The following is a 22967-nucleotide window of genomic DNA, read 5'->3' on the forward strand; positions in this document are numbered from 1 at the left end:
GTCGGGTTGGAATACTTGGCTGACCTTTGCGATTTTCACCCACCGGGCCTGAAAGCAGCGTTGCGGGACCCGTCGCAGGGTCGTCAAGCGCATTTCAGCAAACTTGAGTGGCGTTGGGCGCCCGCGGGGAGTGATGGCTTGATCTGAGGGCAAAAATGCCAAAGAGCAAAAGCATCTGGGTTGGTCCATTAGCATCAGTCGCCGCCATAACGATTGCGAGCTTGCCTACCGCGGCGCAGCAACCTGGGAATCCCAACATTGTTGTCATGCTCGCGGACAATCTGGGCTACGGCGAGCTGGGCGTATATGGCGGCGGTATCCTGCGCGGCGCGCCCACGCCACGTATTGACGCACTTGCCAGTGAGGGCATGCGCCTGCTCAACTTCAATGTTGAAGCGCAGTGTACGCCGTCCCGCTCGGCCTTGCTCACGGGACGCTTTGCCATCCGCTCCGGCACGTACGAAGTTCCGGTCGGCGGCATCCCCGACGGATTGACACAGTGGGAAATCACCACCGCCGAGCTGTTGTCCGGGCGGGGCTATGCAACCGGGATGTGGGGCAAATGGCATCTTGGCAGCGCCGAAGACCGGATGCCCACCAATCAGGGCTTCGACGAGTGGTATGGCATCCCGCGCACATATGACGAGGCGATGTGGCCATCCCTCGACGAGACAAAAAGCATGTGGCCGTCGGTCGGAAACAGGCAGGGCTGGAATGCGAAAGTCGTTCACCCCGAACATATCTATGAAGCACGCAAGGGCGATAAGCCTCGACAGGTCGCTGTGCTGGATGTTGATCACCGCCGCACCATGGACGCGGAGATCACCAGCCGTGCAGTGGAGTTCATCAAGCGCAACGCGAGCTCAGGCAAGCCGTTCTATGCCTACGTTCCATTCGCGCACGTTCACATGCCGACGCTCCCAAATCTTGAGTTCGCGGGCAGAACCGGCAACGGCGATTGGGCCGATTGCCTGGCCGAGCTGGACTACCGCACCGGGCAAATCCTCGATGCGATCAAGCAAGCAGGCATCGAAAACGACACACTTGTGATATTCGCCAGCGACAATGGTCCGGAGGCAACCAACCCCTGGGAGGGTGACAACGGACCTTGGCGCGGAACCTACTTCACGGCGATGGAAGGTTCACTGCGGGCACCGTTCATCATTCGCTGGCCCGGCAAGGTGCCGGCAGGCCGCATCAGCAACGAAATCGTTCATATCGTCGACATCTTCACGACGCTTGCGCGGGTCGGGGGCGCGGAGGTCCCTACGGATCGCCCGATTGACGGCGTGGATCAGCTGGATTTTTTCTTGGGCAAGCAGGAGACCTCAAACCGTGAGGGGTTTCCCGCCTACGTGGCCGACCGGCTGTCAGCCGTTAAATGGCGAAACTGGAAAGTCCATTTGATCTGGCAGGAAACCATGTACGCCACGCCGCAGAAATTGCCCTTGCCGAGAATCATCAATCTTCTGACCGACCGGAAGGAGGAACGCGATGTTGCCGCGCAAAACTCCTGGGTCGCCGATCCCGCAGTGAGAATCATCGGAGATCTGGAAGCGAGCCTGAAGAGGTACCCTCCGATCAAACTCGGCACCCCAGATCCCTACACGCCGTCAGAGCCGGGTTTGACGCGCACGCGCCCTTGATTCCCCACCTTCGGGGAAAGACAGCCGTAACGGGGTTGCAATCCCGACCGCTACGGCGCCGCCAACTTCACGCCCAGCCGGCCCGCCAGCTCCTGGACGAACTGCCAGGCAACGCGGCCCGAGCGGGAGCCGCGCGTGGTCGACCATTCCAGCGCCTCGCGCTCCAGGGCCTCGTCGTCGACCTTGATGGCGAAATGGCTGCAATAGCCGCGCACCATGGCGAGATATTCGTCCTGGCTGCAACGGTGGAAGCCGAGCCAGAGGCCGAAGCGGTCCGACAGCGAGACCTTCTCCTCGACCGCTTCGCCGGGATTGATCGCGGTCGAGCGCTCGTTCTCGATCATGTCGCGCGCCAGCAGATGGCGGCGGTTGGAGGTGGCGTACAGGATGACGTTCTCGGGCCGGCCCTCGATGCCGCCTTCGAGCACGGCTTTGAGCGACTTGTAGGACGCGTCGTTGCCGTCGAAGGAGAGGTCGTCGATGAACACGATGAAGCGGAAGCTGGCGTCGCGGAGCTTCTCCATCAGCATCGGCAGCGTTTCGATGTCCTCGCGGTGGATCTCGATCAGCTTCAGCCTGTCGGCGGGCTTGCGGTCGGCATTGATGCTGGCATGTGCCGCCTTCACCAGCGATGACTTGCCCATGCCGCGCGCGCCCCAGAGCAGGGCGTTGTTGGCGGGCAGGCCGGCTGCGAAGCGCTCGGTGTTCTCCATCAGGATGTCGCGCATCCGGTCGACGCCCTTGAGCAGGAACAGCTCGACGCGGCTCACCCGCGGCACGGCCGAAAGCCGGCCGTCGGGGTGCCAGACATAGGCATCGGCCCGCTCGAACGACTCGGGTTCGATGGCCGGATTGCCCTGGGCGGCGAGGTGCGCCGCAATGGTCTCCAGCGCGCGGACCAGGCGCTCCTGGGAGAGGTCCGGGGCCGCCTTAACGGCCGCCTTGACGGCCTCCGTGGGGCGTTTTGCCGCGACGCGGGCGGGCTTGCTGGCAGGGGTACGGGGGCCTTTGCCGGCCGGGCTTTTGCTTGGTTTTTTGGGCATGTCCGAAGTTCCTGAGAATGCAGCCTTATCGGGCCTGACGGCGCGCCGCAAGGTGGCCAAATCGACGGTCTGGCAGCGTTGCAATTGGGGCGGTGGCCGCTATAGTCCGCGCGAATTTGACCGAACCGGTCGCCCCCCGAGGGCCTGACCGGCTTTCCCCCGTTCTCACGAGGATCGTCCGAATGTTGATTACCCCTGCGTATGCCCAGGCTGCGGGCGCCGGTGACACCAACAGCATGTTGATGTCGCTGCTGCCGTTCGCCCTGATCTTCGTGATCATGTACTTCCTGATTCTGCGTCCGCAGCAGAAGAAGGTGCGCGACCACGCCGACCTCGTGAAGAACATCCGCCGCGGCGACACCGTGGTGACCTCGGGGGGCCTCGTCGGCAAGGTCACCAAGGTCGTCGATGACGACCAGATCGAGTTCGAGATTTCCGACGGCGTGCGCGTGCGGCAGATGCGCCAGATGATCTCCGGCGTGCGCGCCAAGGGCGAGCCGGCGAAAGAATCCAAGGATAGCGCCAAGGAAGCCGCCAAGGACGACGCCGCGTCGAAGTGAGCGCTTCCGCGAGCCTCTTGAGTCTCCTGATCTGACAGGTCCAGTCGATGTTGTATTTCACGCGGTGGAGGGCGCTGGGGATTATCCTGACAGCGCTGATCGTGTGCCTCTGCGCGGTCCCGAACTTCTTTCCCGAGGCGACGGTCAAGACCTGGCCGGCCTGGGCGCAGCGCCGGCTCGTGCTCGGCCTCGACCTTCAGGGCGGCTCCTATCTGCTGCTCGAGGTCGATTCCAACTACGTGAAGAAGGAGCGGCTGGACCAGATCCGCGACGACGTTCGCCGGACGCTGCGCGATGCCAAGATCGGCTTCACCGGCGGCGTCACCGTGCGCAACGACGCGGCCGAGGTTCGCATCACCAAGGAAACCGACGTGCAGCCGGCGCTCGCCAAGCTGCGCGAATTGTCCCAGCCGCTGGGCGGCCTGATGGGATCCAGCGGCCAGCGCGACCTTGAGGTGTCCGACGCCGGCGGCGGCGTGATCCGCCTCGGCATCCCGCAGGCGGCGATGCTCGACCGCATGCGCAAGACCATCGAGCAATCGATCCAGATCGTCGAGCGCCGCGTCAACGAGCTCGGCACCGTCGAGCCCGTCATCCAGCGCCAGGGCAATGACCGCATCCTGGTGCAGGTCCCCGGCCTCCAGGACCCGACCCGCCTGAAGGAGCTGCTCGGCAAGACCGCGAAGATGGAATTCCGCATGGTCGACACCTCCGTGCCGCCTGATCAGGCGCAGCAGGGACGGTTGCCGCCGGAATCCGAGCTTCTGATGAGCGCCTCGCCGCCGCCCACGCCTTACGTGGTCAAGAAGCAGGTGCTGGTCGCCGGCGGCGATTTGACCGACGCCCAGGCGAGCTTCGACCAGCGCACGGGTGAGCCGGTCGTCAGCTTCAAGTTCAACACCTCGGGTGCGCGCAAGTTCGCGCAGGCGACGCAGGAGAACGTGGGGCTGCCCTTCGCGATCGTGCTCGACAACAAGGTGATCTCGGCGCCCGTCATCCGCGAGCCCATCACCGGCGGCCAGGGCCAGATCTCCGGCAATTTCACGGTGCAATCGGCCAACGACCTCGCCATTCTGCTGCGCGCCGGCGCGCTGCCCGCGCCGCTGACCGTGGTCGAGGAGCGCACCGTCGGTCCGGGCCTCGGCCAGGATTCGATCGAGAAGGGCGAGCTTGCGGCCTATGTCGGCTCGATCCTGGTCATCATCTTCATGCTGCTGACCTACCGGCTGTTCGGCGTGTTCGCCAACATCGCGGTCGCGATCAACGTCGCCATGATCTTCGGTCTGTTGTCGCTGCTCAACGCCACGCTGACGCTGCCCGGCATAGCCGGCATCGTGCTTACCGTCGGCATCGCGGTGGACTCCAACGTGCTGATCTACGAGCGCATCCGCGAGGAGCTGCGCGGCGGCCGCAACGCGATCTCGGCGATCGACGCGGGCTTCAAGCGGGCGCTCGCGACCATCCTCGATTCCAACATCACCACCTTCATTGCCGCCGCGGTGCTGTTCTACATCGGCACCGGCCCGGTGCGCGGCTTCGCCGTGACGCTCGGCATCGGCATCATCACCACGGTGTTCACCGCCTTCACCCTGACCCGGCTGATCGTCGCCTGGTGGGTGCGGTGGAAGCGGCCGCAGAGCGTGCCGATCTAGGAGCCTGATCGTGACTCACACCGTTCTCATCGGGCTCGGCGTCCTCATTGCCATCCTCACCGTGGTCGCGGCGCTTGGCCTGTTGCCGTCGCTGCGCATCGTTCCGGACAACACGCATTTCGACTTCACGCGCTTCCGCCGCATCAGCTTCCCGATCTCGGCCGCGCTGTCGATCGTCGCCATTACGCTGTTCTTCACCCACGGCTTGAACCTCGGTATCGACTTCAAGGGCGGCACGCTGCTGGAGGTGAAGGCGAGGTCCGGCACCGCCGACATCGCGGCGATGCGCACCAAGCTCGACGCCCTGGGTCTCGGCGAAGTCCAGTTGCAGCAGTTCGGCGGCCCCGAGAACGTGCTGATCCGCGTTGCGGAACAGCCGGGGGGCGATGCCGCACAGCAGGCAGCCCTGCAGAAGCTTCGTGGCGCGCTCGGCGACAGTGTCGACATTCAGCGCACCGAGGTGCTCGGTCCGCGCGTCGCCGGTGAGCTCCTGGCCTATGGCATGCTCGGCCTGATGCTCGCGATCGTCGCGATCCTGATCTATCTCTGGTTCCGCTTCGAATGGCAGTTCGCGCTCGGCGCCATGATCGCCAACGTGCACGACATCGTGCTGACGATCGGATTCATGTCGATCAGCCAGGTCGATTTCGACCTGACCAGCATCGCGGCGCTTTTGACCATTCTGGGCTATTCGCTCAACGACACCGTCGTCATCTACGACCGCATCCGAGAAATGCTGCGGCGCTACAAGAAGATGCCGATGCCGCAGCTGCTCAACGAGTCCATCAACTCGACGCTGTCGCGCTCGATCATCACCCACGTCACGGTGACGCTGGCACTGCTCGCGCTGCTGCTGTTCGGCGGTCACGCCATCCACAGCTTCACGGCGGTGATGATGTTCGGCGTGGTGCTGGTCGGCACCTACACCTCGATCTTCATTGCGGCGCCGATCCTGATCTATCTCGGCGTCGGCGAGCATCGCGAGGATGCACCCGAGACGGCTACGCCCGCGAAGAAAAACAAGGCATGATCCGAACTGCAGGCCCCCGCAGGCGTTTGCGGGGGCAATAAGCTCATTCGGACGAACCAGATGGCCGGCGATCCCAACGCACCGCATTTCCCGCGCTCGGCGCCGATCGATGCCTATGGCAAGGGCGGCTTCGCCTTCGCCGGCATGTCGCATCGGGGATCGCTGCTCTGCCTGCCCGACGCGATCTGGGCCTGGGACGTGACGGACCCCGCGCAGATCGACCGCTATTCGCTGGACCGGGTGTTCGCAGCCGCCAACAGCATCGACACGCTCCTGGTCGGCACCGGAACCGGCCACTGGCTGCCGCCGCCGGAGCTGCGTCAGGCTCTCAAGGCGGTGAGGGTGGTGCTGGACACGATGCAGACCGGGCCCGCCGTGCGCACCTACAACATCATGATCGGCGAACGGCGGCGCGTCGCAGCCGCGCTGATCGCCGTGCCATGAGCAGCGCTGCGCCGCCGTCCGATTCCGCTGCCTTCTGCGCCGATCTCGTGCGCAGCCACGACTTTCCGCGCTACGCCGCGACCCTGTTCGCGCCCGCGGCCGAGCGCCGCGCGCTGCTGGCGCTCTATGCCTTCAATGTCGAGATCGTCCGCGTCCGCGACCAGGTGAGCCAGCCCTTGCCCGGCGAAATCCGCCTGCAATGGTGGACCGACATGCTCTCGGGCCATGTCCATGGCAGCGCCGAGGGCAATCCGGTCGCGGCCGAGCTGCTGCGCGCGATCCGCGACTTCGAGCTGCCGGTCGAGCCGCTCTCACTGCTCGCCGACGAGCACCAGTTCGATCTCTACAACGATCCCATGCCGACCATGGCGGCGCTGGAGGGCTATCTGGCCGCGACCTCATCTGCGCTGTTCGGTCTGGCGGCGCAGGTATTGGGGCCGCCGTCGGAGGCGGCCGAGCATCTCGCGAGGCACGCCGGGCTGGCGCAGGGCATCGTGCAAATCATCGCCAATCTGCCGCGCGACGCAGCGCACCGGCAATTGTTCGTGCCGCAACAGGTGCTGGCGAGCCATGGCTGCAGCATGGAGGATGTCTTCGCCGGCAAGGAGACGCCGGGCCTGCGTGCCGTGCTGGATCAGCTCGCCGGCGAGGCACAGCAGCATGTGACCACGGCCTTGTCGCTGCTGGCGCAGGTGCCGCCGTCGGTGCGGCCGGCGTTTCTGCCGCTGAGCCTGGTGCGGACCGACCTCAAGCGCCTGTCGCAGCCCGGGCGCAATCCGTTTGCGCCGCAGCCTCCGTCGCGGCTGCGGACGCTGTGGACGCTCTGGCGGGGTTCACGTTCCCGGGAGTTTACCAATTAGCGGTTGGCTTATCGCCCGAGCCGGCCAAATGCTCTATGCTGTCCCATGGCTGAGTTATCCCAAACCACCTCCTCCGATCTCAGCGGCCTTCCGGTCGCCCCTCGCGACATTCACGCTGCCGCCGCGACCATCCGGGGCGCCGTCGTCGAGACGCCCTGCAGCTACAGTCGCACGCTGAGCAGCATCTGCGGCTGCGATATCTGGCTCAAATTCGAGAACCTCCAGTTCACCTCCTCGTTCAAGGAACGCGGCGCGTTGAACCGGCTCACCGCACTGACGCCTGAGGAGCGCGCGCGGGGCGTGATCGCGATGTCCGCGGGCAATCATGCGCAGGGCGTCGCCTATCACGCCAGGCGACTCGGCATTCCCGCCACCATCGTGATGCCGATCGGCACGCCCATGGTGAAGGTCGAGAACACCAGGCATCACGGCGCCGAGGTGGTGGTAACAGGCGCGACGCTGGAGGAGGCGGCTGCCTATGCGCGCAGCCACGGCGAAGCCCGCGGCATGATCTTCGTCCATCCCTACGACGATCCGCTCGTCATCGCGGGGCAGGGCACCGTCGGCCTCGAGATGCTCAAGGCTGTCCCTGAGCTCGACACGCTGGTCGTCCCGATCGGCGGCGGCGGGCTGATCAGCGGCATCGCCATTGCCGCGAAGTCGATCAAGCCGTCGCTGCGGGTCCTTGGCGTTGAGGCCTGGCTCTATCCCTCGATGTACAATGCGATCCACGACGGCCATCTTCCGGCGCGCGGCGACACGCTCGCCGAAGGCATCGCGGTGAAATCGCCGGGCAAGATCACGACCGAGATCGTCCGCCGCCTCGTCGACGATATCGCGCTGGTCAACGAAGCCGAGCTCGAGCGCGCGCTGGCGACCCTGATCTCGATCGAGAAGACGGTTGTCGAAGGCGCCGGCGCCGCCGGCCTTGCCGCGTTGATGTCCGATCCGTCCCGCTTCGCCGGCCAGAAGGTCGGCCTCGTCCTCAGCGGCGGCAACATCGATACGAGGCTGATCGCCTCCGTCCTCACCCGCGAACTCGCGCGGGAGGGGCGCCTGACCCAACTGTCGCTCGATATACCTGATAGGCCCGGGCAGCTGGCCGCCGTGGCGGCGCTGCTGGCCGAAGCCGGCGCCAACATCATCGAGGTCTCGCACCAGCGGACCTTCTCCGACCTGCCGGCCAAGGCGACGCTGCTGCAACTCGTGATTGAGACCCGCGACAGCGCGCACCTAGAGGAGGTCATGGCAAGGCTCAGCGCATCCGGACTGAGCGCGCGCTGCACCTGAGCGCGCGCCACGCTAGCGTGGCGTCAGGCCCGCGAGGTGGTCGATCAGCCGGTCGATCTCCGCTTCCGTGTTGTAGTAATGCGGGGATGCCCGCACGAGCGGCGGCAGCGCGCGGATTTCAGAGTCGATGCGTGTGCTCGCCGGATCCGAAGCGCCGATGGTGATGCCCGCCTCAGCGGCGCTGCGAACAATGGCGTCAGCCTCATGCCCTTCCACCGTGAAGCTGATGATGGCGCCGGGCGTGCGGCCGAGATCGCGAACGGTGATGCCACGAATGGAGGCGAGGCCGCTGCGAAGACGGTCCGCAAGCAGGCGGCAACGCTGCTCAATGGGACCTAGGCCGATTGCGAGGGCATAGTCGACAGCCGCGCCAAGCCCAAGCCGGGCTGCGTAATTGTTCTCCCAGTTTTCGAAGCGGCGGGCGTCATCCCGTAGTTGATAGGTGTCCCGCGAGACCCAGGGCGCAGCGAAATGGTCGATCATGGGCGGCTCGAGCTGTTGCAGCAGTGCTCGGCGCACGTAGAGAAAGCCGGTGCCGCGCGGGCCACGCAGGAATTTGCGCCCCGTCGCCGACAGCATGTCACAGCCGATGGCTTCGACGTCGACGGCCATCTGGCCGACCGTCTGGCAGGCGTCGAGCAGATAGGGAATGCCGTGCGTCCGCGCGATCCTGCCGATCGCCGCCGCGGGATTGACCAGCCCGCCATTGGTCGGGACCCAGGTGATGGCAATCAGCTTCGCGCGCGCGTCGATCATGCGTTCGAGCGCCTGGATGTCGAGCTCGCCCGTTGCGTCGCTCGGCACCACGTCGATGATCGCGCCCGTACGTTTGGCGACTTGCAGGAACGCGACATAATTGGCCGCATACTCCGCCTCGGCGGTCAGGATGCGGTCGCCCTTGCGGAACGGCAGCGCGTAGAACGCCATCTGCCAGGCAACCGTCGCGTTCTCCACGAGCGCGATCTCGTCAGGCGCGGCGTTCAGCAGACGCGCGACCGAGCCGTAGACTGAATCAAGCCGGCTCGCCTCGCGGTCGGCGGCCGCATAGCCCCCGATCTCGCTCTCCAGATCGATGTGTTCCTTCATCGCCGCGACAACCGGCGCCGGCATGAGGGCCGCGCCGGCGTTATGCAGGTACGCGAGCCGCGCGGCGGCGGGCGTCTCGGCGCGTATCCGGTCGATGTCGATCACTTGCGCCTCCGCTTCTCGCGATCTCGAGCATGAATTAGATGCGTCGAGGATTGTGAGCAAGACGGCAGGGCTGGGCCTCAGATGCAAAGGCCGAGCAGCTTGACGTGGCAGTTGCTGGATTTGGGCTTGCTGGCGGGTGCGGCCTCGCGTTTGACGGCAACCAGCGGCTCCTTATCCTTTTTCTTCTTGCCCTTCGGCTCGTAATCACCGGCGATCACCATCGCCCAATAGGTGCGCTTGCCGCTGGCGTTCCTGGCGCTCGCGATGCCGACGCGGGAGGCGTTGTGCAGCAGGAGGTTCTTGCGGTGCCCCGACGAGTCGATCCACTGCCCGAGCGTCTTCTCGAAATTGTCGTAGCCGTAGGCGATGTTCTCGGCGGCGCGGCCTGCGCCGGCCGGGGCGACGCGCCGGTTGAACGGGCCGAGCGCGTCGTGGCTGAGATCGTCCTTTGCCGCCATCGCGCGCGCCTGGTCCATGGCGATGCGGTCGAGCGTGGCGTCGCGGACGACGCGGACTTCACCGTGCTTGAGGCGGAAGCTCGAGATCTGCTCGGCCGGGGAATCGGCAATTGCGGGGGCGGCCGCAAGCAGCAGCACGCCGGCGATCAGACCGCCAACCGCACGCCGCATCGTCGTCCCCCGAGTGCCCATGACCCCGCCAAGCCCCACTTATCCGACCGCTTCTCTATCGCCAATGTGGACGCTTCAAGGCGCGGGCCCCCGGACTAGCCGGCCGGCAGGTCCGCCTCGAAATTGAAGCGGTCGCGCAGGTTCTTGCGCTGTTCCAGAATGTCCTTGAGGAAGGCGCGGTCCTGGTCGTTCTTCATCATCGGCTCGATCAGGTCGAGCTGGTTCATGGCGACCAGCTGCAGGATCTCGGTCCGCGGCTTGCCGCTGGTATCGCGCGGCAGCGCGTGCACCACCTGGATGTGCTCCGGCGGCTTGGGCCCCTTGGCGGCCGAAAGCTCGCTCCGGAGCTGGCCTTCGAGCGTGGCCTGATCCGCTTCGACGAAGGCATAGAGGCCGACGCCGGAGCGCCGATCGGCAAAGGCGACGATGGCGGTGTCACGCACCGCCGGATTCTTGCGGATCAGCTCGGCCAGCACCGGCGCATCGTTGACGAGCCGCCGGCCGCCGCCCTCGCGGTCGGTGAAATTGAACAGGCCGCGGGTGATGGCGCGGTAGACCTTCTTGCCGGTGACAAGCCACAGGCTCGCGGCGAACGACTTCTTCGCCAGGATTTTTCGCTCGCGCGACGTCAGCGCTTCCGGCGCATAGGAGCGCTTGTGCTTGAGCAGGTGGCGGAGGTCTTCATAAGCGAGGATGCGGTAGAGTCGGCCGCGCCGCGCAAAGCACGCGGCGAGCTGGAAGTCCGTCACATAGGCGCGGCCGTCACGGCCGACCAGCCAGTTCTGTTCCTTGGCGAGATCGTTGTGGCAGATGCCGGCACGGCGCAGCCGCCGCAGCGCCGCCTTGGCCGAACGGAAATAGGCGAGGTCGCCATGGGGCTTTGCCAGATGCAGCGCGACGCCGTCGACGAAGCCGCGCACCAAGGCGCGGCGTCCGGCCCAGAGCAGCTCGGGGCCGACATTCAGGCCCTTGGCGAGGGCCAGCGCATGCTTCTCGCGTGCGAACAGATGCCGTGCCAGCAGGAACGACCACCACGGCACCTCGTCGAGCCGGCGCAGGACCGCGTCGACCTCGCAATTGTCACCGCGGAAGCGGCCGCGCTCGACGGTCGAGAACACGTCGCGCTTGAGCAGCACGCCCTCGGTCCAGCGCGCCGAGAGCTCAGCGGCGTCGTCTTTGGGAAGGCTCATCGACAACTCACGCGGCGGCGGCAATGCGCAGGTGATCGGCGATCCAGCGATCGAGATCGGCGAGCGCCCGTGCGCTCATCGCCTGCTTCTTGGCCACCGTCTTCTCGTTGCCGCGCAGGCGCGTGCCGTCGGGCTTCTTCGTCGGAGCGCTCGCAAGCGGCGGGAACAGGCCGAAATTGATGTTCATCGGCTGAAACGAGCGCGTGCCCGGCTCGATCGTCTCGATGTGGCCGCCGGTGATGTGGCCGAGCAGCGACCCGAGGGCCGTCGTGCCCGGCGGGCTCGCCAGCGCTTCGCCGCGCGCATCTGCGGCTGCGTAGAGGCCGGCGATCAGGCCGACGCTGGCCGATTCCACATAGCCCTCGCAGCCCGTCATCTGGCCGGCAAAGCGCAGCCGCGGCTGCGCGCGCAGGCGCAACTGGTTGTCGAGCAGCTTTGGTGAATTCAGGAAGGTGTTGCGATGCAGGCCGCCGAGGCGGGCGAACTCGGCCTTCTCCAGCCCTGGAATGGTGCGGAAGATGCGCTGCTGCTCGCCGTATTTCAGCTTCGTCTGGAAGCCGACGATGTTGTAGAGCGTGCCGAGCTTGTTGTCCTGGCGCAGCTGCACGATGGCGTAGGCCTTGGTGGCGGGATCGTGCGGATTGGTGAGGCCGACCGGCTTCATCGGGCCGTGGCGCAGCGTCTCAGGCCCGCGCTCCGCCATCACCTCGATCGGCAGGCAGCCGTCGAAATAGGGCGTGTTGGTCTCCCACTCCTTGAACTCGGTCTTCTCGCCGGCGATCAGGGCGGCGACGAAGCCGTCATACTGCTCCTTGGTCATCGGGCAGTTGATGTAGTCGGCGCCGTTGCCGCCGGGGCCGACCTTGTCGTAGCGCGACTGGAACCAGGCCACCGACATGTCGATGGATTCGCGGTGCACGATCGGCGCGATCGCATCGAAGAAGGCGAGGGCGTTCTCGTCGGTCAGCTCGCGGATCGCGTCAGCCAGCGGGGCGGAGGTGAGGGGGCCGGTGGCGACAATCACGTTGCCCCAGTCGGCCGGCGGCAGGCCTGCGATCTCGCCGCGGGCAATCTCGATCAGGGGATGCTCGTTCAGCGCCTTGGTGACGGCCGCGGAGAAGCCGTCGCGGTCGACCGCGAGCGCGCCTCCGGCGGGCACCTGGTTGGCATCGGCCGCGCGCATGATCAGCGAGTCGAGGCGGCGCATCTCCGCATGCAGGAGGCCGACGGCATTGTTGGCGGCGTCGTCCGAGCGGAACGAATTGGAGCAGACGAGCTCGGCGAGCCCGTCGGTGCGGTGCGCCTCGGTCATGCGGTCCGGCCGCATCTCGTGCAGCACCACGGGCACGCCGGCTTTGGCGACCTGCCAGGCGGCCTCGGAGCCGGCAAGGCCGGCACCGATTACGTGCACACTATTGGAATGGGGTCCTGTCATGGGGCGGACAGGTAGCGCTTTTCGGCGACGAGTGGAATCGCCGAGATCGAATTTTCTGCCTCCGGAAACGACAACGCCCGCACGAGGCGGGCGCTATCGGTTCGTTCCGGTGAAGGGCTGAACGATATCAGCCCTGATACTGGCCGGCGGCAACGCGCGGGATGTCCGAGCGATCAAGGCCGATGTCGGCCAGTTCGCGATCGCTGAGCTGGGACAGCTCGGCAACATTGCGCTGATAATCCCGGAAGGCCTGGATCATGCGGATGAGCGAGAGCAGCATTGGTAGTCTCCTGTAGTTCGATTCAGCCTTTGCCTAAGGCGTCATCGTTGAAATGAATATAGGTGAGAGTGGTGCAGTGCGAAAGTTCCGATGTTGCGATGCAGCTAAGCGATGAGCGCATAGCATCGGTAAGGGGCGCTTAACCTCTTGGCAGTCTCGCCCAAGGGCTGGGCGGGATTGCCCGCGTTCTGCAATAAAATACCGTGAAATCACGGAGTTATGGCAGGCATCGCGGTTCCGATGAGGGTTTAAATAAGTTGCGATCCCGTGATCCGCAACACGATGGGCTAGCTTCTAAGCCCAAGTCTCGCATGCGCGAATCGCATGAAACGCGATTTGTAGGAATGAACAAATATTCAAACGTTGCCGCGTTCCATCGTGCTTTCGAGCTGCGATTCGTCGGCACTGCCCGGAAGAATTGCAGTCATGGCTTTCGGTGGGGCTCGGCAGCATTCGCTGCCATTGGATCTGGAGCTGGCCACCGTCCCGTTGGTGCGGCGCACACACGCCAAGCGTGCGTCCCCTGATTACCAAGTTGTAATGAAAATCAGAAGTTTCGCATGTGGGCTCTGCGCAGCGCGCAACATCACGCAATTCTCGCGGGAAATTTATTGCGGCAAGTTGCCGCAACCGAAGGAAAGTCATGTTGCAGATTCCGGCAATGTCGCCGGGTCTGTCCCAAGAACAAGAGAAGGAAAGTAACATCATGACGAAGTTACTCGGGGTTATCGCAATTGCCGCCGTCGCATTCGCCATCGCGCCGGCCCAGGCCGCCAAGCACGCCATGGGCGGTTGCAGCGGGGCCAATCTGGAGAAGACGGAGACCGCGATCGAGAACATGGCCGACGGCGACAGCAAGTTCGTCGCGCAGAAGGAGATCGCTGCGGCTCAGGACTCCCTGCTCAACGGCAAAATGGGTGCGTGCGGCGCGCATCTGAACAAGGCGATGCAAGCCACCATGGGCAAGTAGACGGGTAGGTACAAACGCACCCAAGAGAGGGCCGATCGCAGGGCGATCGGCCCTACGCGTTTCCTAAAGTGCCTTTAAGGAGCGCGCGCGAGCTGGGCGGCAAAATAGGCCACGGTCTTGGAATAGACCTCGCTCTTGTTCCACTGCTGCAGCACCGCGAAGTTCGGGCTGCCCGGCTGCCAATCCTTGCCCTTCTGCCAGCCATAACCGGCAAGATAGTTCGCGGTGGATGCGAGCACGTCGGGCGCATTGTGCAGCAAGTCGCGCTTGCCGTTGCCGTCGAAGTCGACGGCATATTTCATCCAGGACGACGGCATGAACTGGGTCTGACCGAGTTCGCCGGCCCAGGCCCCCTTCATGTCGGCTGGCGCGAGGTCGCCGCGCTGGACGATGCGCAGCGCATCCAGCAACTCGGCGCGAAACTGATCGGAACGACGGCAGTCATAGGCCAGCGTCGCCAGCGAGCGGATGGTGGCGAACTTGCCGGTGTTGACGCCGAAATCGGTCTCCAGACCCCAGATCGCGACCAGCACCTCGCCCGGCACGCCGTAGGTCTGCTCGATGCGCGACAGCACCGAGCCGTATTGCTTCATCATGTTGGAGCCGCGTGTCATGCGCGGCGGCACCATGCGGCCGGAAAACTCCTCGAAGGTCTGGGTGAAGACCTTTTGCGAGCGGTCACGTTTGAGCACGCTGTCGTCAAGCGTCACACCTGCGAGCCCGGCGGCGATGGCCTGCTGCGAAATACCCTTGGCCGCGGCGTCGGCTTTGAAATCCGCAAGCCAGGCGTCGAAATTGCCCGAGCCGCAGGCAGCAGCGGAAAGCGCTGGCTCGGCGGACAGAATTGAAACGGAGAGGGCGAGGGCTGCGAGAGCGAGACGAGAAATCGTCGGGGTCATCAGATGAAATGGATTCCGTGAAGTGATCTGACCGGCGCGTGCAATCTCTGCCGGAACCGCGGCCAAAGCAAGGCGCATGACCGTGCCGATCCTGCCCGGAGCCGGGCAGGATCGGATGTCACGAGATCGTTAAGCGTCCGTTCGATTCCGCCACGGGAAGAGATTGGCCGGGAAATCCGCGGCCGGTTTGCGCGGACGATGCGGCGGAGGCGGTACGGGGCGCGCACCGGGATCGGATACGATCACCTTACGGTAGAGATGCCAGGTGGCGTGGCCGAGCAGGGGGATCACGACGGCGAGGCCGAGGAACGCCGGGATCGTGCCGAGCGCCAGCAGCACCGCGACGATCAGGCCCCAGGCCGCCATCGGCACCGGGTTCCTGGCGACGACGCGCAGCGAGGTCACCATGGCCTCGAACGCGCCGGCATGGCGGTCGAGCATGAGCGGGAACGACACGGCGCTGAGGCAGAGCGCGGCGAGCGCAAACAGGAAGCCTGTGCCGCAGCCGACCACGATCAGCCACCAGCCCTGCTGCGTCATCAGCACGCGCGTCACGAAATCCGAGATCCCAGTGCCGGAGCGCCTCGTGCAGGTCGGACAGGTGGATGGTTCGAATGACTGGTCCAGCCGCATCAGTGGGCTGGGCCATCGTGGGGACATTGCCCTGGTAGAGTGTCGCCATGGTCGCTAGCTCCCTTGCCGGGCAGCCGCACTCGACGCCGGCAAACGGCGCAAGCGGCCGCTCTTCTCTGAGTTTCGCGATTCCAACCAGACGCGAATTCCGGACGGGATCGCGAGTTGAACCTTGAGGCTACTCCCAATTCCGAGTCCTGTCCCTCACGCCTGGGTGAAATTTGATGCCGCAATGCAACCTCGACGATGTCATTCGGCCGTCATTTCGCCGCAGATAAGCTCATGCTGTTTGCAGGTTCGCAGAACACCGCGGGCGCAACGCAGTAACTTGGTCTATAAGTGGCCACTCAAGGCCTTCCAACGGATCCTTTTCGGGGAGCAGACATGAGCATTTTCGGGAAAATCATGGGCGCGATCTTCGGCAGCCATCCGGCTTCCGCCGCGCCCGCCGGTGGCGCAGCGCCGGGTAGCGCGCCCGCCAGCGCCGCGCCGGGCGGATCGACGCCGGCGTCCGCGCCGATGGCGAATGTGGACGTTGCGGCAATCGTCGATGCGGCGGTTGCCGCGCACAAGGGCGAGAAGCTGGAATGGCGCACCTCGATCGTCGATCTCATGAAGGCGCTCGACATCGACTCCAGCCTGGCCGCGCGCAAGGATCTTGCCAAGGAGCTCGGCTACAGCGGCGACATGAACGACTCGGCCAGCATGAACGTCTGGCTGCACAAGCAGGTGATGTCCAAGCTCGCCGCCAATGGCGGCAAGCTGCCGCCCGAGATCAAGCACTGACCGATCCCTCGGTCGTCGAAGGGCCCGCGATCGCGCGGGCCCTTTTGCGTTCAGGCGACGAGGTCCGCATCCTCGGGATGCTTGTCGAGATAGTCGACGACGAAGCCGCAGCCGGCGATCACCTTCCTGCCGTCGCGTCGGATCAGATCCAGCGCACCCTTGACCAGATCGGAGGCGATGCCGCGGCCGCGCAGCGCGCGCGGCGTCTCGGTGTGGGTGATGATCACCGCCGACGGCGTCAGGCGGTAATTGGCGAAGGCGATGTCGCTGCCGATATCGAGCTCGAAGCGGCTCTTGTCCTTGTTGTCGCGTACCGATGCCGCCATGCGGAAATCCTTCCGAAACGATGTCTGCCTCTGATCTAGGCGGCTGAACCGGCCCTTGCCAAGATGCGACCAAGGGAGGTTGCCGCAGGGGAGATATCCGGAAAATGCGTGTCCCGCTCAGCGTCGTGGCCTTGCTGGTCGCGCTCGCTTCGACGGCACCGGTGCTGGCTGCGGCCGAAGGCGGTCCAGCCTGGGAGGCGTGCGTCGGGCCGACCAGCACGCCGGACCAGCGGGTCGCGGCCTGCTCGAGCGTCATTGACACCGGGAGCGAGACTGGTCGCAGGCTCGCGGGCGCCCATTGCAACCGCGGCCATGGCCTCACCGAGAAGCGCGAGCTCGACGCCGCGCTGTCCGATCTCGACGAGGCGGTCAGGCTCGCGCCGGACTATGCCTGCGCCTACAACAACCGTGCCCGTGTCTATAGCTTCAAGCGCGACTACGATCGCGCCATCGCCGATTACGACCAGGCCATCAAGTTCGATCCGTCGCTGGCGCTGGCCTACAGCAACCGCGGCGAGTCCCGCTTCAACAAGGGCGACCTCGACGGCGCCATTGCCGATTTCGACGCCGCGATCAAGCGCGATCCCAATTACGCCACCGCCTATGCCAATCGCGGCTACGTCTACGCCCGCAAGCACGATACCACGCATGCGCTCGCCGACTACACCACGCGGATCAAGCTGGCGCCCGATATGCTCGCCTATATCGACCGTGGCAACGTCTATCGCGACAGCGAGCAGCTCGATCGTGCGGCCGCCGATTATGGCGAGGCCATCCGACTCGCGCCGACGGATGCGCGCGGCTGGCGCAATCGCGGCATGATCCGGCTCTTTCAGGGCGACAACAAGGGCGGCCTCGCCGACTACGACAAGGCGCTGCAATACGATCCCTCAGACGTGTTCTCCTGGAACAACCGCGGACAGGCTAAGCTGCGGCTGGGCGACAAGCAGGGTGCGATCGCCGATTTCAGGAAGGCGCTGGAATTGAAGCCGGGCTTGCAGACGGCACAGGAGTCGTTGAGGAAGCTCGGGGCGCCCTAGCTGCGGTGCGATATGAAATAATCCTCGCTCTCACTCTTGCGCGGTCACCGGTTGTTCCCACGTGTTCCCTAGGACATACGTCCGAATGCGGCAGGCAGGGTCGCCAGACATTCGGAAGTCGTGATCGCCAGCCGCCGACGTGTGCCTCTGTCAGAGGAGGGTACGATGTCGGACTTTGGTTTCTTGAATACTCATCGCACGTGGGAAGACTGGTCCGGGATGCTGCTGGGCGCACTGATTGTCGTCTCGCCGTGGTTTCCCATCCAGGATCAGCCCGGGGTCGTCGGAGACTCGATGGTCATCCTGAATGCGGTCGCAGTCGGCCTGATCGTGTTTGGCATCAGCCAGCTCGAATATGTCGCGCTGCAACGCTGGCAGGAAGTGGCGACGATCCTTGTCGGATTGTGGCTCATCGCCTCGCCCTACTTCCTCGGCTATTCCGGTGAAGGGTTCCTGCGCATCTACCACACGAGCCTCGGCGCGGCCGTGGTTCTCCTCGGCGTGCTGCTGCTGTGGCAGGACTGGGACCTGAACGACCAGGACATGCTCAAGCACGGGCAATAGGCCGAAGGATGTCGGCAGGCCCGCCCGGCTACGGGCGGGCCTGCGCGGTTATCGCTTCACCAGGTCCTGATAGTCCGGGTGCTTCTCGATCCACGCCTTCACGAACGGGCATTGCGGGATCAGCTTCAATCCGGCGGAGCGAACTTGGTCGAGCGCGCCTTGCACGAGCTTTGAGCCGACGCCCTTGCCGCCGAGCTCCTTCGGCACTTCGGTATGCTCGAAGGTGATGACATTGCCGTCGAGCTTGTAATGCTCGGTCGCAAGGTGGCCCTCGACCTCGAACTCGAAGCGGTGGTGGGCTTTGTTGTCAATGACGTCGCTCATGTCGTCTCCGGTCAGCTCTTGAGGGAGTCCGTCAGCATCTTGCGGATCGACCAGGCCTCGCCGTCGGAGGCACCCCTGATGTCGTCGATCCGCCAGCTACCTGCCTCGCGCACGAAGTCGTAACGCACGATCAGGTCGGCAGGTTTCCGGTCGTTGCGGTGACCGGTGATGGTGACCGCGACGATCGCCTTGTCCGCCTCCATCTTCTCGGCGTCCACCTTGAACGACTTCACGTCCGGTTCCTGCGAATTGGTGACCGGATCGAAATCGATCGGCCCGACATCGCCCTTCGGCGTATGCGCATCCGCCTTGGCCCACAGCGCGACCAGCGCCTTGGAGAGGTATTTTGCCTTCGCCGCCTTGTTCTCGATGATGAAAGCGCCGCCGCCATCGCCCTTGCCCTTGGCCGCGCGGGCGTAGATCGCGGTCAGGGTGGCGAGGGGATCGGCGGGGGCAGGGGTCTCGGCCAATGCCGGGGAGATGCCGGCGAGCAGAGAAGCGGCGACGAAGGAGCGACGGGTGAGCATGAGATGTCCCTGAGATGATGGCGCATGACGGCAGGCCGGGGCGGCCGGTGCCGGCGCACATTTCTGTAGACCGATGGGAAGGCCGTTCGGTTCAATCGCTCGCTTTGGCGAGCCTGGAATCTTCCGCCTGCGGCTGCGGGCGGAGACAGCCCTGGCAGATGACGAGGGAGCGGTTGACCCTGGCGTCCTGCTCGGCCTCGATGCCGTCCTGCGCCTGCCACCATTCCTTCGAATAGGGCTGTAGTCCGGCTCGCGACCCGGTGCGCTCGGATGTGGCGGCGGTACGCGTCGTTCGCGATGGTGCGGAGGCAGCGCGCGGCTGATTGGGATCCTCGCCGGCGCCATCCCAGGCATAGCGTGCAGGCTTGAAGGCGGGATCGGAGGCCAGATGTGCTTGCGGGGCGATGGCGCATCCGGCGAGCGCCAGCGACAAGACGAGGAGGGCGGGCGCTTTGACCATGATGCGGCACTCTGTACGCGAGAACTGAGCGAGGTTGCGCCGATCATGTTTAAGATTCCTTGAACGATGGCGGGCCTGCGCACGACCAACGCGCATGCGATATCTGATGCTCCTGCTGACCCTCCTTGCCACGGCCGCGCGCGCCGACGACGCAAAGCCGTTCAATCCGGCCGACTATCCGTCCGGCGTGCAGAAGGCTCTGCGTTACGCCAATGAGGAATGCGAGAGCCAGGACGGAGGCGCGGTGACCTTTGCACCGGACACGGTGCGCAAGCTCGACCTGACCGGCGACGGCCGCGACGATTATATCGTCGATTTCCGCGACACCAAATGCGGGGAACGCGAGACCACCTATTGCGGAACCGGCGGCTGCGTCACGAACATCCTGGTCACGCTGCCGGATGGCAGCGTGCGTTCGGTGTTCGACGGCTACGTCCGCAGCTACAAGATTTTGGCGCCGCCGATGAAGCGCGGCGCCGCGCGCGTTGTCCGGTTCGATCTGCATGGGAGCTATTGCGGCGGTTTCGGTGCGCAGGCCTGCTCCAAGGAGAAGGCGATCTCGGCAACCCCATTTGCGTTCAGGCAACCGTAGGGCAGGTGTGCGGCGGGCGGCCTTGCGGGGGCGCCGGCGATGGCGATAAATGGGCTGCAATGAGCGGGCGGCTTGCGCGCCGTCCGCGCTCGAAGAGGAAGCCCGATGCAGCCCCTGCGCATGTCCCGCCGCGTCATGAATCTCGCCTACATGCTGACGCAGAATGCGCGGCGGCATAGATCGCGTCCCGGTTTCGTCTGGGGCGACAGATCCTGGACGTGGCGCGAGATCGACGCGCAGGTCTCGGCGCTGGCCGCGGCGCTCGCCGCGCGCGGCGTCACGAAAGGCGACCGCATCCTCGTCCATTCCAAGAACGGCGACGAGATGTTCTTCTCGATGTTCGCAGCGTTCCGGCTGGGTGCGGTCTGGGTGCCCACCAATTTCCGCCTGATGCCGGATGAGGTCACCTACCTCGCAGAGGCCTCCGGCGCGAAGGCGTTTCTGTGCCACGTCGATTTTCCCGAGCATGCGGCGGCAGTGAAGGGCGGCGCGCTGCAATTCACCTGGAGCCTCGACGGCAAGGCCACGTTCGGCGAGCGCTCGGTGGCCGACGCGATCGCTTCGAATGCCGGCGCAGATGTCGCGAATGCCGAGGTCGAATATGATGATCCCTGCTGGTTCTTCTTCACCTCCGGCACCACCGGCCGCTCCAAGGCGGCGGTGCTGACCCACGGCCAGATGGGATTTGTCGTCACCAACCATCTCGCCGATCTCACCCCGGGCGTCACCGAGAACGATGCCTCGCTGGTGGTGGCGCCGCTGTCGCACGGCGCCGGCGTCCACCAGCTGGTGCAGACCGTGCGTGGCGTCTGCACCGTGCTGCTGCCGACGGAAAAATTCGACATCAACGAGGCGTTCCGTCTGATCGAGGCCCATCGCGTCAGCAATCTCTTCACGGTGCCGACCATCCTGAAGATGATGGTCGAGCATCCCGCCGTCGACAAATACGATCATTCCTCGTTGCGGCAAGTGATCTATGCCGGCGCGCCGATGTATCGCGAGGACCAGAAGTCGGCGCTGACGAAGCTCGGCAAGGTCATCGTGCAGTATTTCGGTCTCGGCGAGGTCACCGGCAACATCACCGTGCTGCCGGCGGCGTTGCACGATCCTGAGGACGGCGCGCATGCGAAGATCGGCACCTGCGGCTTCGAGCGCACCGGCATGCAGGTCTCGATCCAGGATGACGAGGGCCGCGAGCTCAAGGCGAACCAGAGCGGCGAGATCTGCGTGATCGGACCTGCGGTGTTCGCCGGCTACTACGACAACCCCGAAGCCAATGCCAAGGCGTTCCGCAACGGCTGGTTCCGGACCGGCGATCTCGGCCATATGGACGAGGAGGGGTTTATCTACATCACCGGCCGCGCCTCCGACATGTACATCTCCGGCGGCTCCAACATCTATCCGCGCGAGATCGAGGAGAAGATTTTGACGCATCCCGCGGTGGGCGAGGTCGCCGTGCTGGGCGTGCCCGACGCGACCTGGGGCGAGGTCGGCGTCGCCGTCTGCGTCGCGCGTGAAGGCGCGAAGGCCGTGAGCGAGGCCGAGATGGCGGCGTTCCTCGACCCGAAGGTGCCGCGCTACAAGATGCCGAAGCGGTTCTTCTTCTGGGAGGCGCTGCCGAAATCCGGCTACGGCAAGGTGCCGAAGCGCATGGTGCGCGACGAGCTCGAGGCGCGCGGCCTGCTCGACCTCGACAAGATCAAGGCGGGCTGAGCGTAGGTGATGCGAAGTATCAAGCAGCCCGGCGCGCCCGTCGCAGAGCGCATTCAATGGGTGGAGGCGAGGGGGCGTGCCTTCTCCTTCACGCTTCAGGCAGGTGTGCCGCTGCTGGAGGCTGCGCGGCGCGGCTTTGCGACGGAGGGATTTGTCGGTGGCGTGCTGAATTTTCGCGGAGGCGCGCTCGGGCCGTTCGGCTATGTCATGCCGGCGCTGTCCAAGACCGGCGAGAATGCCGCGTTCTACAGCGACACCTATCGGCCCCAAGGCATCACGCGCACGAAGCTCGGCAGCATGACGCTCGGCACGCGCGACGGCGCGCCGTTCTTTCATTGCCATGGGCTCTGGACCGAAGCCGGCGACAAGGCCGGCGGTGGCCACATGCTGCCGGACGAGACCATCGTCGCCGAGCCGTTCGAGGTCGAAGCCTTCGGCCTCGACGGCGCAATGTTCACCGCCGAGCCTGATCCCGAAACCAATTTCAAGCTGTTCGGACCGGTCGCGCTTGCGAGCACCGGCGCGCGCACGACCAGCCGTGCCTTTGCGCTGCGGCTGCGCCCCAATCAGGATTTTGCCTTCTGCCTCGAAGACTTCTGCCGCGCACACGGCATCGCGCGGGCCAAGATTCATGGCGGCGTCGGCTCGACCATCGGCGCCCGCTTCACCCATGGCGGCGTGACCGAGCCGTTCGCGACGGAGCTGGCGATAACGGCCGGGACGATCGCGTCTGGTCCCTCTGGGGAGCTGGAGGCTGTACTCGATGTTGCCCTGATCGACTACATGGGCGGCATCGCCGAAGGGCGTCTGATCCGTGGCGACAATCCCGTGCTGATGACCATGGAATTGATGCTCGAGGTGTTGAGCTAATCTCGGCGAACGA

General features: G+C 65.1%; 25 protein-coding genes and 1 pseudogene. 14 read left to right on the forward strand and 12 right to left on the reverse strand.

The window, feature by feature from the left end; genetic code table 11:
- The first annotated feature begins 155 nt into the window (after window positions 1-155).
- The gene (locus tag N2603_RS21725; protein WP_260423959.1) at window positions 156-1646 is read left to right on the forward strand and encodes an arylsulfatase; all 1491 of its coding nucleotides are present in this window, start codon (window positions 156-158) and stop codon (window positions 1644-1646) included.
- Between the two features lie 50 nt (window positions 1647-1696).
- On the opposite strand, the gene N2603_RS21730 is transcribed toward N2603_RS21725, so the two are convergent.
- Window positions 1697-2689: an ATP-binding protein gene (locus tag N2603_RS21730; RefSeq protein ID WP_260423960.1), complete on the reverse strand. Its 993-nt coding sequence runs from the start codon at window positions 2687-2689 to the stop codon at window positions 1697-1699.
- A gap of 182 nt (window positions 2690-2871) precedes the next feature.
- On the opposite strand from N2603_RS21730, the gene yajC reads away from it, so the two are divergent.
- Genes yajC through N2603_RS21760 form a run of 6 tightly spaced genes read left to right on the forward strand, consistent with a single transcriptional unit; the run spans window position 2872 to window position 8525 of the window.
- Window positions 2872-3249: a preprotein translocase subunit YajC gene (gene yajC, locus N2603_RS21735; RefSeq protein ID WP_011087504.1), complete on the forward strand. Its 378-nt coding sequence runs from the start codon at window positions 2872-2874 to the stop codon at window positions 3247-3249.
- A 47-nt stretch (window positions 3250-3296) separates the two neighbouring features.
- Window positions 3297-4901 (forward strand): protein translocase subunit SecD, encoded by a 1605-nt coding sequence (secD, locus tag N2603_RS21740; RefSeq protein WP_018642183.1) that lies wholly within the window; start codon window positions 3297-3299, stop codon window positions 4899-4901.
- Window positions 4902-4911: 10 nt separating this feature from the next.
- Complete coding sequence (gene secF, locus N2603_RS21745; protein WP_018642182.1) at window positions 4912-5931, forward strand: protein translocase subunit SecF; 1020 nt, start codon at window positions 4912-4914, stop codon at window positions 5929-5931.
- A gap of 60 nt (window positions 5932-5991) precedes the next feature.
- Window positions 5992-6375: an Mth938-like domain-containing protein gene (locus N2603_RS21750; RefSeq protein WP_260423961.1), complete on the forward strand. Its 384-nt coding sequence runs from the start codon at window positions 5992-5994 to the stop codon at window positions 6373-6375.
- Window positions 6372-7235, forward strand: a complete 864-nt coding sequence (locus N2603_RS21755) for a phytoene/squalene synthase family protein (RefSeq protein WP_260423962.1) — start codon at window positions 6372-6374, stop codon at window positions 7233-7235. Before N2603_RS21750 ends, N2603_RS21755 begins: the two co-directional genes overlap by 4 nt.
- 45 nt (window positions 7236-7280) lie before the next feature.
- On the forward strand, window positions 7281-8525 hold the full coding sequence (locus tag N2603_RS21760) for a threonine ammonia-lyase (protein WP_260423963.1): 1245 nt from the start codon (window positions 7281-7283) through the stop codon (window positions 8523-8525).
- 12 nt (window positions 8526-8537) lie between these two features.
- On the opposite strand, the gene N2603_RS21765 is transcribed toward N2603_RS21760, so the two are convergent.
- From N2603_RS21765 to N2603_RS21785, 5 genes are all read right to left on the reverse strand, one after another.
- Window positions 8538-9716 carry an aminotransferase class V-fold PLP-dependent enzyme gene (locus N2603_RS21765; RefSeq protein WP_260423964.1) on the reverse strand — a complete coding sequence of 393 codons (1179 nt, stop codon included), beginning with the start codon at window positions 9714-9716 and terminating at the stop codon, window positions 8538-8540.
- 77 nt (window positions 9717-9793) lie between these two features.
- Window positions 9794-10345: a CAP domain-containing protein gene (locus tag N2603_RS21770; protein ID WP_018642177.1), complete on the reverse strand. Its 552-nt coding sequence runs from the start codon at window positions 10343-10345 to the stop codon at window positions 9794-9796.
- A gap of 95 nt (window positions 10346-10440) precedes the next feature.
- Window positions 10441-11535, reverse strand: a complete 1095-nt coding sequence (locus N2603_RS21775) for a serine/threonine protein kinase (protein WP_260423965.1) — start codon at window positions 11533-11535, stop codon at window positions 10441-10443.
- Window positions 11536-11542: 7 nt separating this feature from the next.
- Window positions 11543-12970 carry a methylenetetrahydrofolate--tRNA-(uracil(54)-C(5))-methyltransferase (FADH(2)-oxidizing) TrmFO gene (gene trmFO, locus N2603_RS21780; protein ID WP_260423966.1) on the reverse strand — a complete coding sequence of 476 codons (1428 nt, stop codon included), beginning with the start codon at window positions 12968-12970 and terminating at the stop codon, window positions 11543-11545.
- Between the two features lie 127 nt (window positions 12971-13097).
- The gene (locus N2603_RS21785) at window positions 13098-13250 is read right to left on the reverse strand and encodes a DUF1127 domain-containing protein (protein ID WP_007590701.1); all 153 of its coding nucleotides are present in this window, start codon (window positions 13248-13250) and stop codon (window positions 13098-13100) included.
- A 643-nt stretch (window positions 13251-13893) separates the two neighbouring features.
- On the opposite strand from N2603_RS21785, the gene N2603_RS21790 reads away from it, so the two are divergent.
- A complete protein-coding gene (locus N2603_RS21790; protein ID WP_018642174.1) occupies window positions 13894-14220 on the forward strand; it encodes a hypothetical protein in 327 nt (108 codons plus the stop codon).
- Between the two features lie 74 nt (window positions 14221-14294).
- Here the strand turns inward: N2603_RS21790 and N2603_RS21795 are convergent, their stop codons facing one another.
- Window positions 14295-15119 (reverse strand): lytic murein transglycosylase, encoded by an 825-nt coding sequence (locus tag N2603_RS21795; protein WP_018642173.1) that lies wholly within the window; start codon window positions 15117-15119, stop codon window positions 14295-14297.
- Between the two features lie 129 nt (window positions 15120-15248).
- Window positions 15249-15692 (reverse strand): annotated as a pseudogene (locus N2603_RS21800) (DUF2189 domain-containing protein); the annotation flags it as partial.
- A 444-nt stretch (window positions 15693-16136) separates the two neighbouring features.
- Between N2603_RS21800 and N2603_RS21805 the strand changes: the two are divergent.
- Entirely contained in the window at window positions 16137-16538 is a 402-nt protein-coding gene (locus N2603_RS21805) for a DUF3597 domain-containing protein (protein WP_260423968.1), read from the forward strand.
- A gap of 50 nt (window positions 16539-16588) precedes the next feature.
- Here N2603_RS21805 and N2603_RS21810 read toward each other — a convergent pair whose 3' ends face one another.
- Window positions 16589-16864 carry a GNAT family N-acetyltransferase gene (locus tag N2603_RS21810; protein ID WP_260423969.1) on the reverse strand — a complete coding sequence of 92 codons (276 nt, stop codon included), beginning with the start codon at window positions 16862-16864 and terminating at the stop codon, window positions 16589-16591.
- Between the two features lie 104 nt (window positions 16865-16968).
- Here N2603_RS21810 and N2603_RS21815 point away from each other — a divergent pair, with 104 nt between their 5' ends.
- Both N2603_RS21815 and N2603_RS21820 read left to right on the forward strand, forming a co-directional pair.
- The gene (locus N2603_RS21815) at window positions 16969-17904 is read left to right on the forward strand and encodes a tetratricopeptide repeat protein (RefSeq protein ID WP_260423970.1); all 936 of its coding nucleotides are present in this window, start codon (window positions 16969-16971) and stop codon (window positions 17902-17904) included.
- A gap of 165 nt (window positions 17905-18069) precedes the next feature.
- On the forward strand, window positions 18070-18468 hold the full coding sequence (locus N2603_RS21820; RefSeq protein ID WP_260423971.1) for an SPW repeat domain-containing protein: 399 nt from the start codon (window positions 18070-18072) through the stop codon (window positions 18466-18468).
- A gap of 48 nt (window positions 18469-18516) precedes the next feature.
- Here N2603_RS21820 and N2603_RS21825 read toward each other — a convergent pair whose 3' ends face one another.
- The 3 genes from N2603_RS21825 to N2603_RS21835 all read right to left on the reverse strand — a co-directional run bounded on the left by N2603_RS21825 (window position 18517) and on the right by N2603_RS21835 (window position 19779).
- Complete coding sequence (locus tag N2603_RS21825; protein WP_260423972.1) at window positions 18517-18792, reverse strand: GNAT family N-acetyltransferase; 276 nt, start codon at window positions 18790-18792, stop codon at window positions 18517-18519.
- An 11-nt stretch (window positions 18793-18803) separates the two neighbouring features.
- The gene (locus tag N2603_RS21830; protein WP_018642167.1) at window positions 18804-19319 is read right to left on the reverse strand and encodes a DUF3828 domain-containing protein; all 516 of its coding nucleotides are present in this window, start codon (window positions 19317-19319) and stop codon (window positions 18804-18806) included.
- A gap of 91 nt (window positions 19320-19410) precedes the next feature.
- The gene (locus N2603_RS21835; protein WP_018642166.1) at window positions 19411-19779 is read right to left on the reverse strand and encodes a hypothetical protein; all 369 of its coding nucleotides are present in this window, start codon (window positions 19777-19779) and stop codon (window positions 19411-19413) included.
- A 94-nt stretch (window positions 19780-19873) separates the two neighbouring features.
- Here N2603_RS21835 and N2603_RS21840 point away from each other — a divergent pair, with 94 nt between their 5' ends.
- From N2603_RS21840 to N2603_RS21850, 3 genes are all read left to right on the forward strand, one after another.
- Window positions 19874-20371, forward strand: coding sequence for a hypothetical protein (locus tag N2603_RS21840; RefSeq protein ID WP_260423973.1), 498 nt, complete (start codon window positions 19874-19876; stop codon window positions 20369-20371).
- A 105-nt stretch (window positions 20372-20476) separates the two neighbouring features.
- Complete coding sequence (locus tag N2603_RS21845) at window positions 20477-22084, forward strand: acyl-CoA synthetase (protein ID WP_260423974.1); 1608 nt, start codon at window positions 20477-20479, stop codon at window positions 22082-22084.
- 9 nt (window positions 22085-22093) lie between these two features.
- Complete coding sequence (locus N2603_RS21850; protein ID WP_260423975.1) at window positions 22094-22954, forward strand: DNA-binding protein; 861 nt, start codon at window positions 22094-22096, stop codon at window positions 22952-22954.
- The last annotated feature ends 13 nt before the right edge of the window (window positions 22955-22967 follow it).

This window comes from Bradyrhizobium huanghuaihaiense (assembly GCF_025200885.1).
GTDB classification, from domain to species: domain Bacteria; phylum Pseudomonadota; class Alphaproteobacteria; order Rhizobiales; family Xanthobacteraceae; genus Bradyrhizobium; species Bradyrhizobium huanghuaihaiense.

What these genes read in the sequence shown, in the direction of transcription:
- N2603_RS21725 (WP_260423959.1), top strand. Translation starts at nt 156, where the DNA reads ATGCCAAAGAGCAAAAGCATCTGGGTTGGTCCATTAGCATCAGTCGCC.
- N2603_RS21730 (WP_260423960.1), bottom strand. Translation starts at nt 2,689, where the DNA reads ATGCCCAAAAAACCAAGCAAAAGCCCGGCCGGCAAAGGCCCCCGTACC.
- yajC (WP_011087504.1), top strand. Translation starts at nt 2,872, where the DNA reads ATGTTGATTACCCCTGCGTATGCCCAGGCTGCGGGCGCCGGTGACACC.
- secD (WP_018642183.1), top strand. Translation starts at nt 3,297, where the DNA reads ATGTTGTATTTCACGCGGTGGAGGGCGCTGGGGATTATCCTGACAGCG.
- N2603_RS21750 (WP_260423961.1), top strand. Translation starts at nt 5,992, where the DNA reads ATGGCCGGCGATCCCAACGCACCGCATTTCCCGCGCTCGGCGCCGATC.
- N2603_RS21755 (WP_260423962.1), top strand. Translation starts at nt 6,372, where the DNA reads ATGAGCAGCGCTGCGCCGCCGTCCGATTCCGCTGCCTTCTGCGCCGAT.
- N2603_RS21760 (WP_260423963.1), top strand. Translation starts at nt 7,281, where the DNA reads ATGGCTGAGTTATCCCAAACCACCTCCTCCGATCTCAGCGGCCTTCCG.
- N2603_RS21770 (WP_018642177.1), bottom strand. Translation starts at nt 10,345, where the DNA reads ATGCGGCGTGCGGTTGGCGGTCTGATCGCCGGCGTGCTGCTGCTTGCG.
- N2603_RS21775 (WP_260423965.1), bottom strand. Translation starts at nt 11,535, where the DNA reads ATGAGCCTTCCCAAAGACGACGCCGCTGAGCTCTCGGCGCGCTGGACC.
- trmFO (WP_260423966.1), bottom strand. Translation starts at nt 12,970, where the DNA reads ATGACAGGACCCCATTCCAATAGTGTGCACGTAATCGGTGCCGGCCTT.
- N2603_RS21785 (WP_007590701.1), bottom strand. Translation starts at nt 13,250, where the DNA reads ATGCTGCTCTCGCTCATCCGCATGATCCAGGCCTTCCGGGATTATCAG.
- N2603_RS21790 (WP_018642174.1), top strand. Translation starts at nt 13,894, where the DNA reads ATGTTGCAGATTCCGGCAATGTCGCCGGGTCTGTCCCAAGAACAAGAG.
- N2603_RS21795 (WP_018642173.1), bottom strand. Translation starts at nt 15,119, where the DNA reads ATGACCCCGACGATTTCTCGTCTCGCTCTCGCAGCCCTCGCCCTCTCC.
- N2603_RS21805 (WP_260423968.1), top strand. Translation starts at nt 16,137, where the DNA reads ATGAGCATTTTCGGGAAAATCATGGGCGCGATCTTCGGCAGCCATCCG.
- N2603_RS21810 (WP_260423969.1), bottom strand. Translation starts at nt 16,864, where the DNA reads ATGGCGGCATCGGTACGCGACAACAAGGACAAGAGCCGCTTCGAGCTC.
- N2603_RS21815 (WP_260423970.1), top strand. Translation starts at nt 16,969, where the DNA reads ATGCGTGTCCCGCTCAGCGTCGTGGCCTTGCTGGTCGCGCTCGCTTCG.
- N2603_RS21820 (WP_260423971.1), top strand. Translation starts at nt 18,070, where the DNA reads ATGTCGGACTTTGGTTTCTTGAATACTCATCGCACGTGGGAAGACTGG.
- N2603_RS21825 (WP_260423972.1), bottom strand. Translation starts at nt 18,792, where the DNA reads ATGAGCGACGTCATTGACAACAAAGCCCACCACCGCTTCGAGTTCGAG.
- N2603_RS21830 (WP_018642167.1), bottom strand. Translation starts at nt 19,319, where the DNA reads ATGCTCACCCGTCGCTCCTTCGTCGCCGCTTCTCTGCTCGCCGGCATC.
- N2603_RS21835 (WP_018642166.1), bottom strand. Translation starts at nt 19,779, where the DNA reads ATGGTCAAAGCGCCCGCCCTCCTCGTCTTGTCGCTGGCGCTCGCCGGA.
- N2603_RS21840 (WP_260423973.1), top strand. Translation starts at nt 19,874, where the DNA reads ATGCGATATCTGATGCTCCTGCTGACCCTCCTTGCCACGGCCGCGCGC.
- N2603_RS21845 (WP_260423974.1), top strand. Translation starts at nt 20,477, where the DNA reads ATGCAGCCCCTGCGCATGTCCCGCCGCGTCATGAATCTCGCCTACATG.
- N2603_RS21850 (WP_260423975.1), top strand. Translation starts at nt 22,094, where the DNA reads ATGCGAAGTATCAAGCAGCCCGGCGCGCCCGTCGCAGAGCGCATTCAA.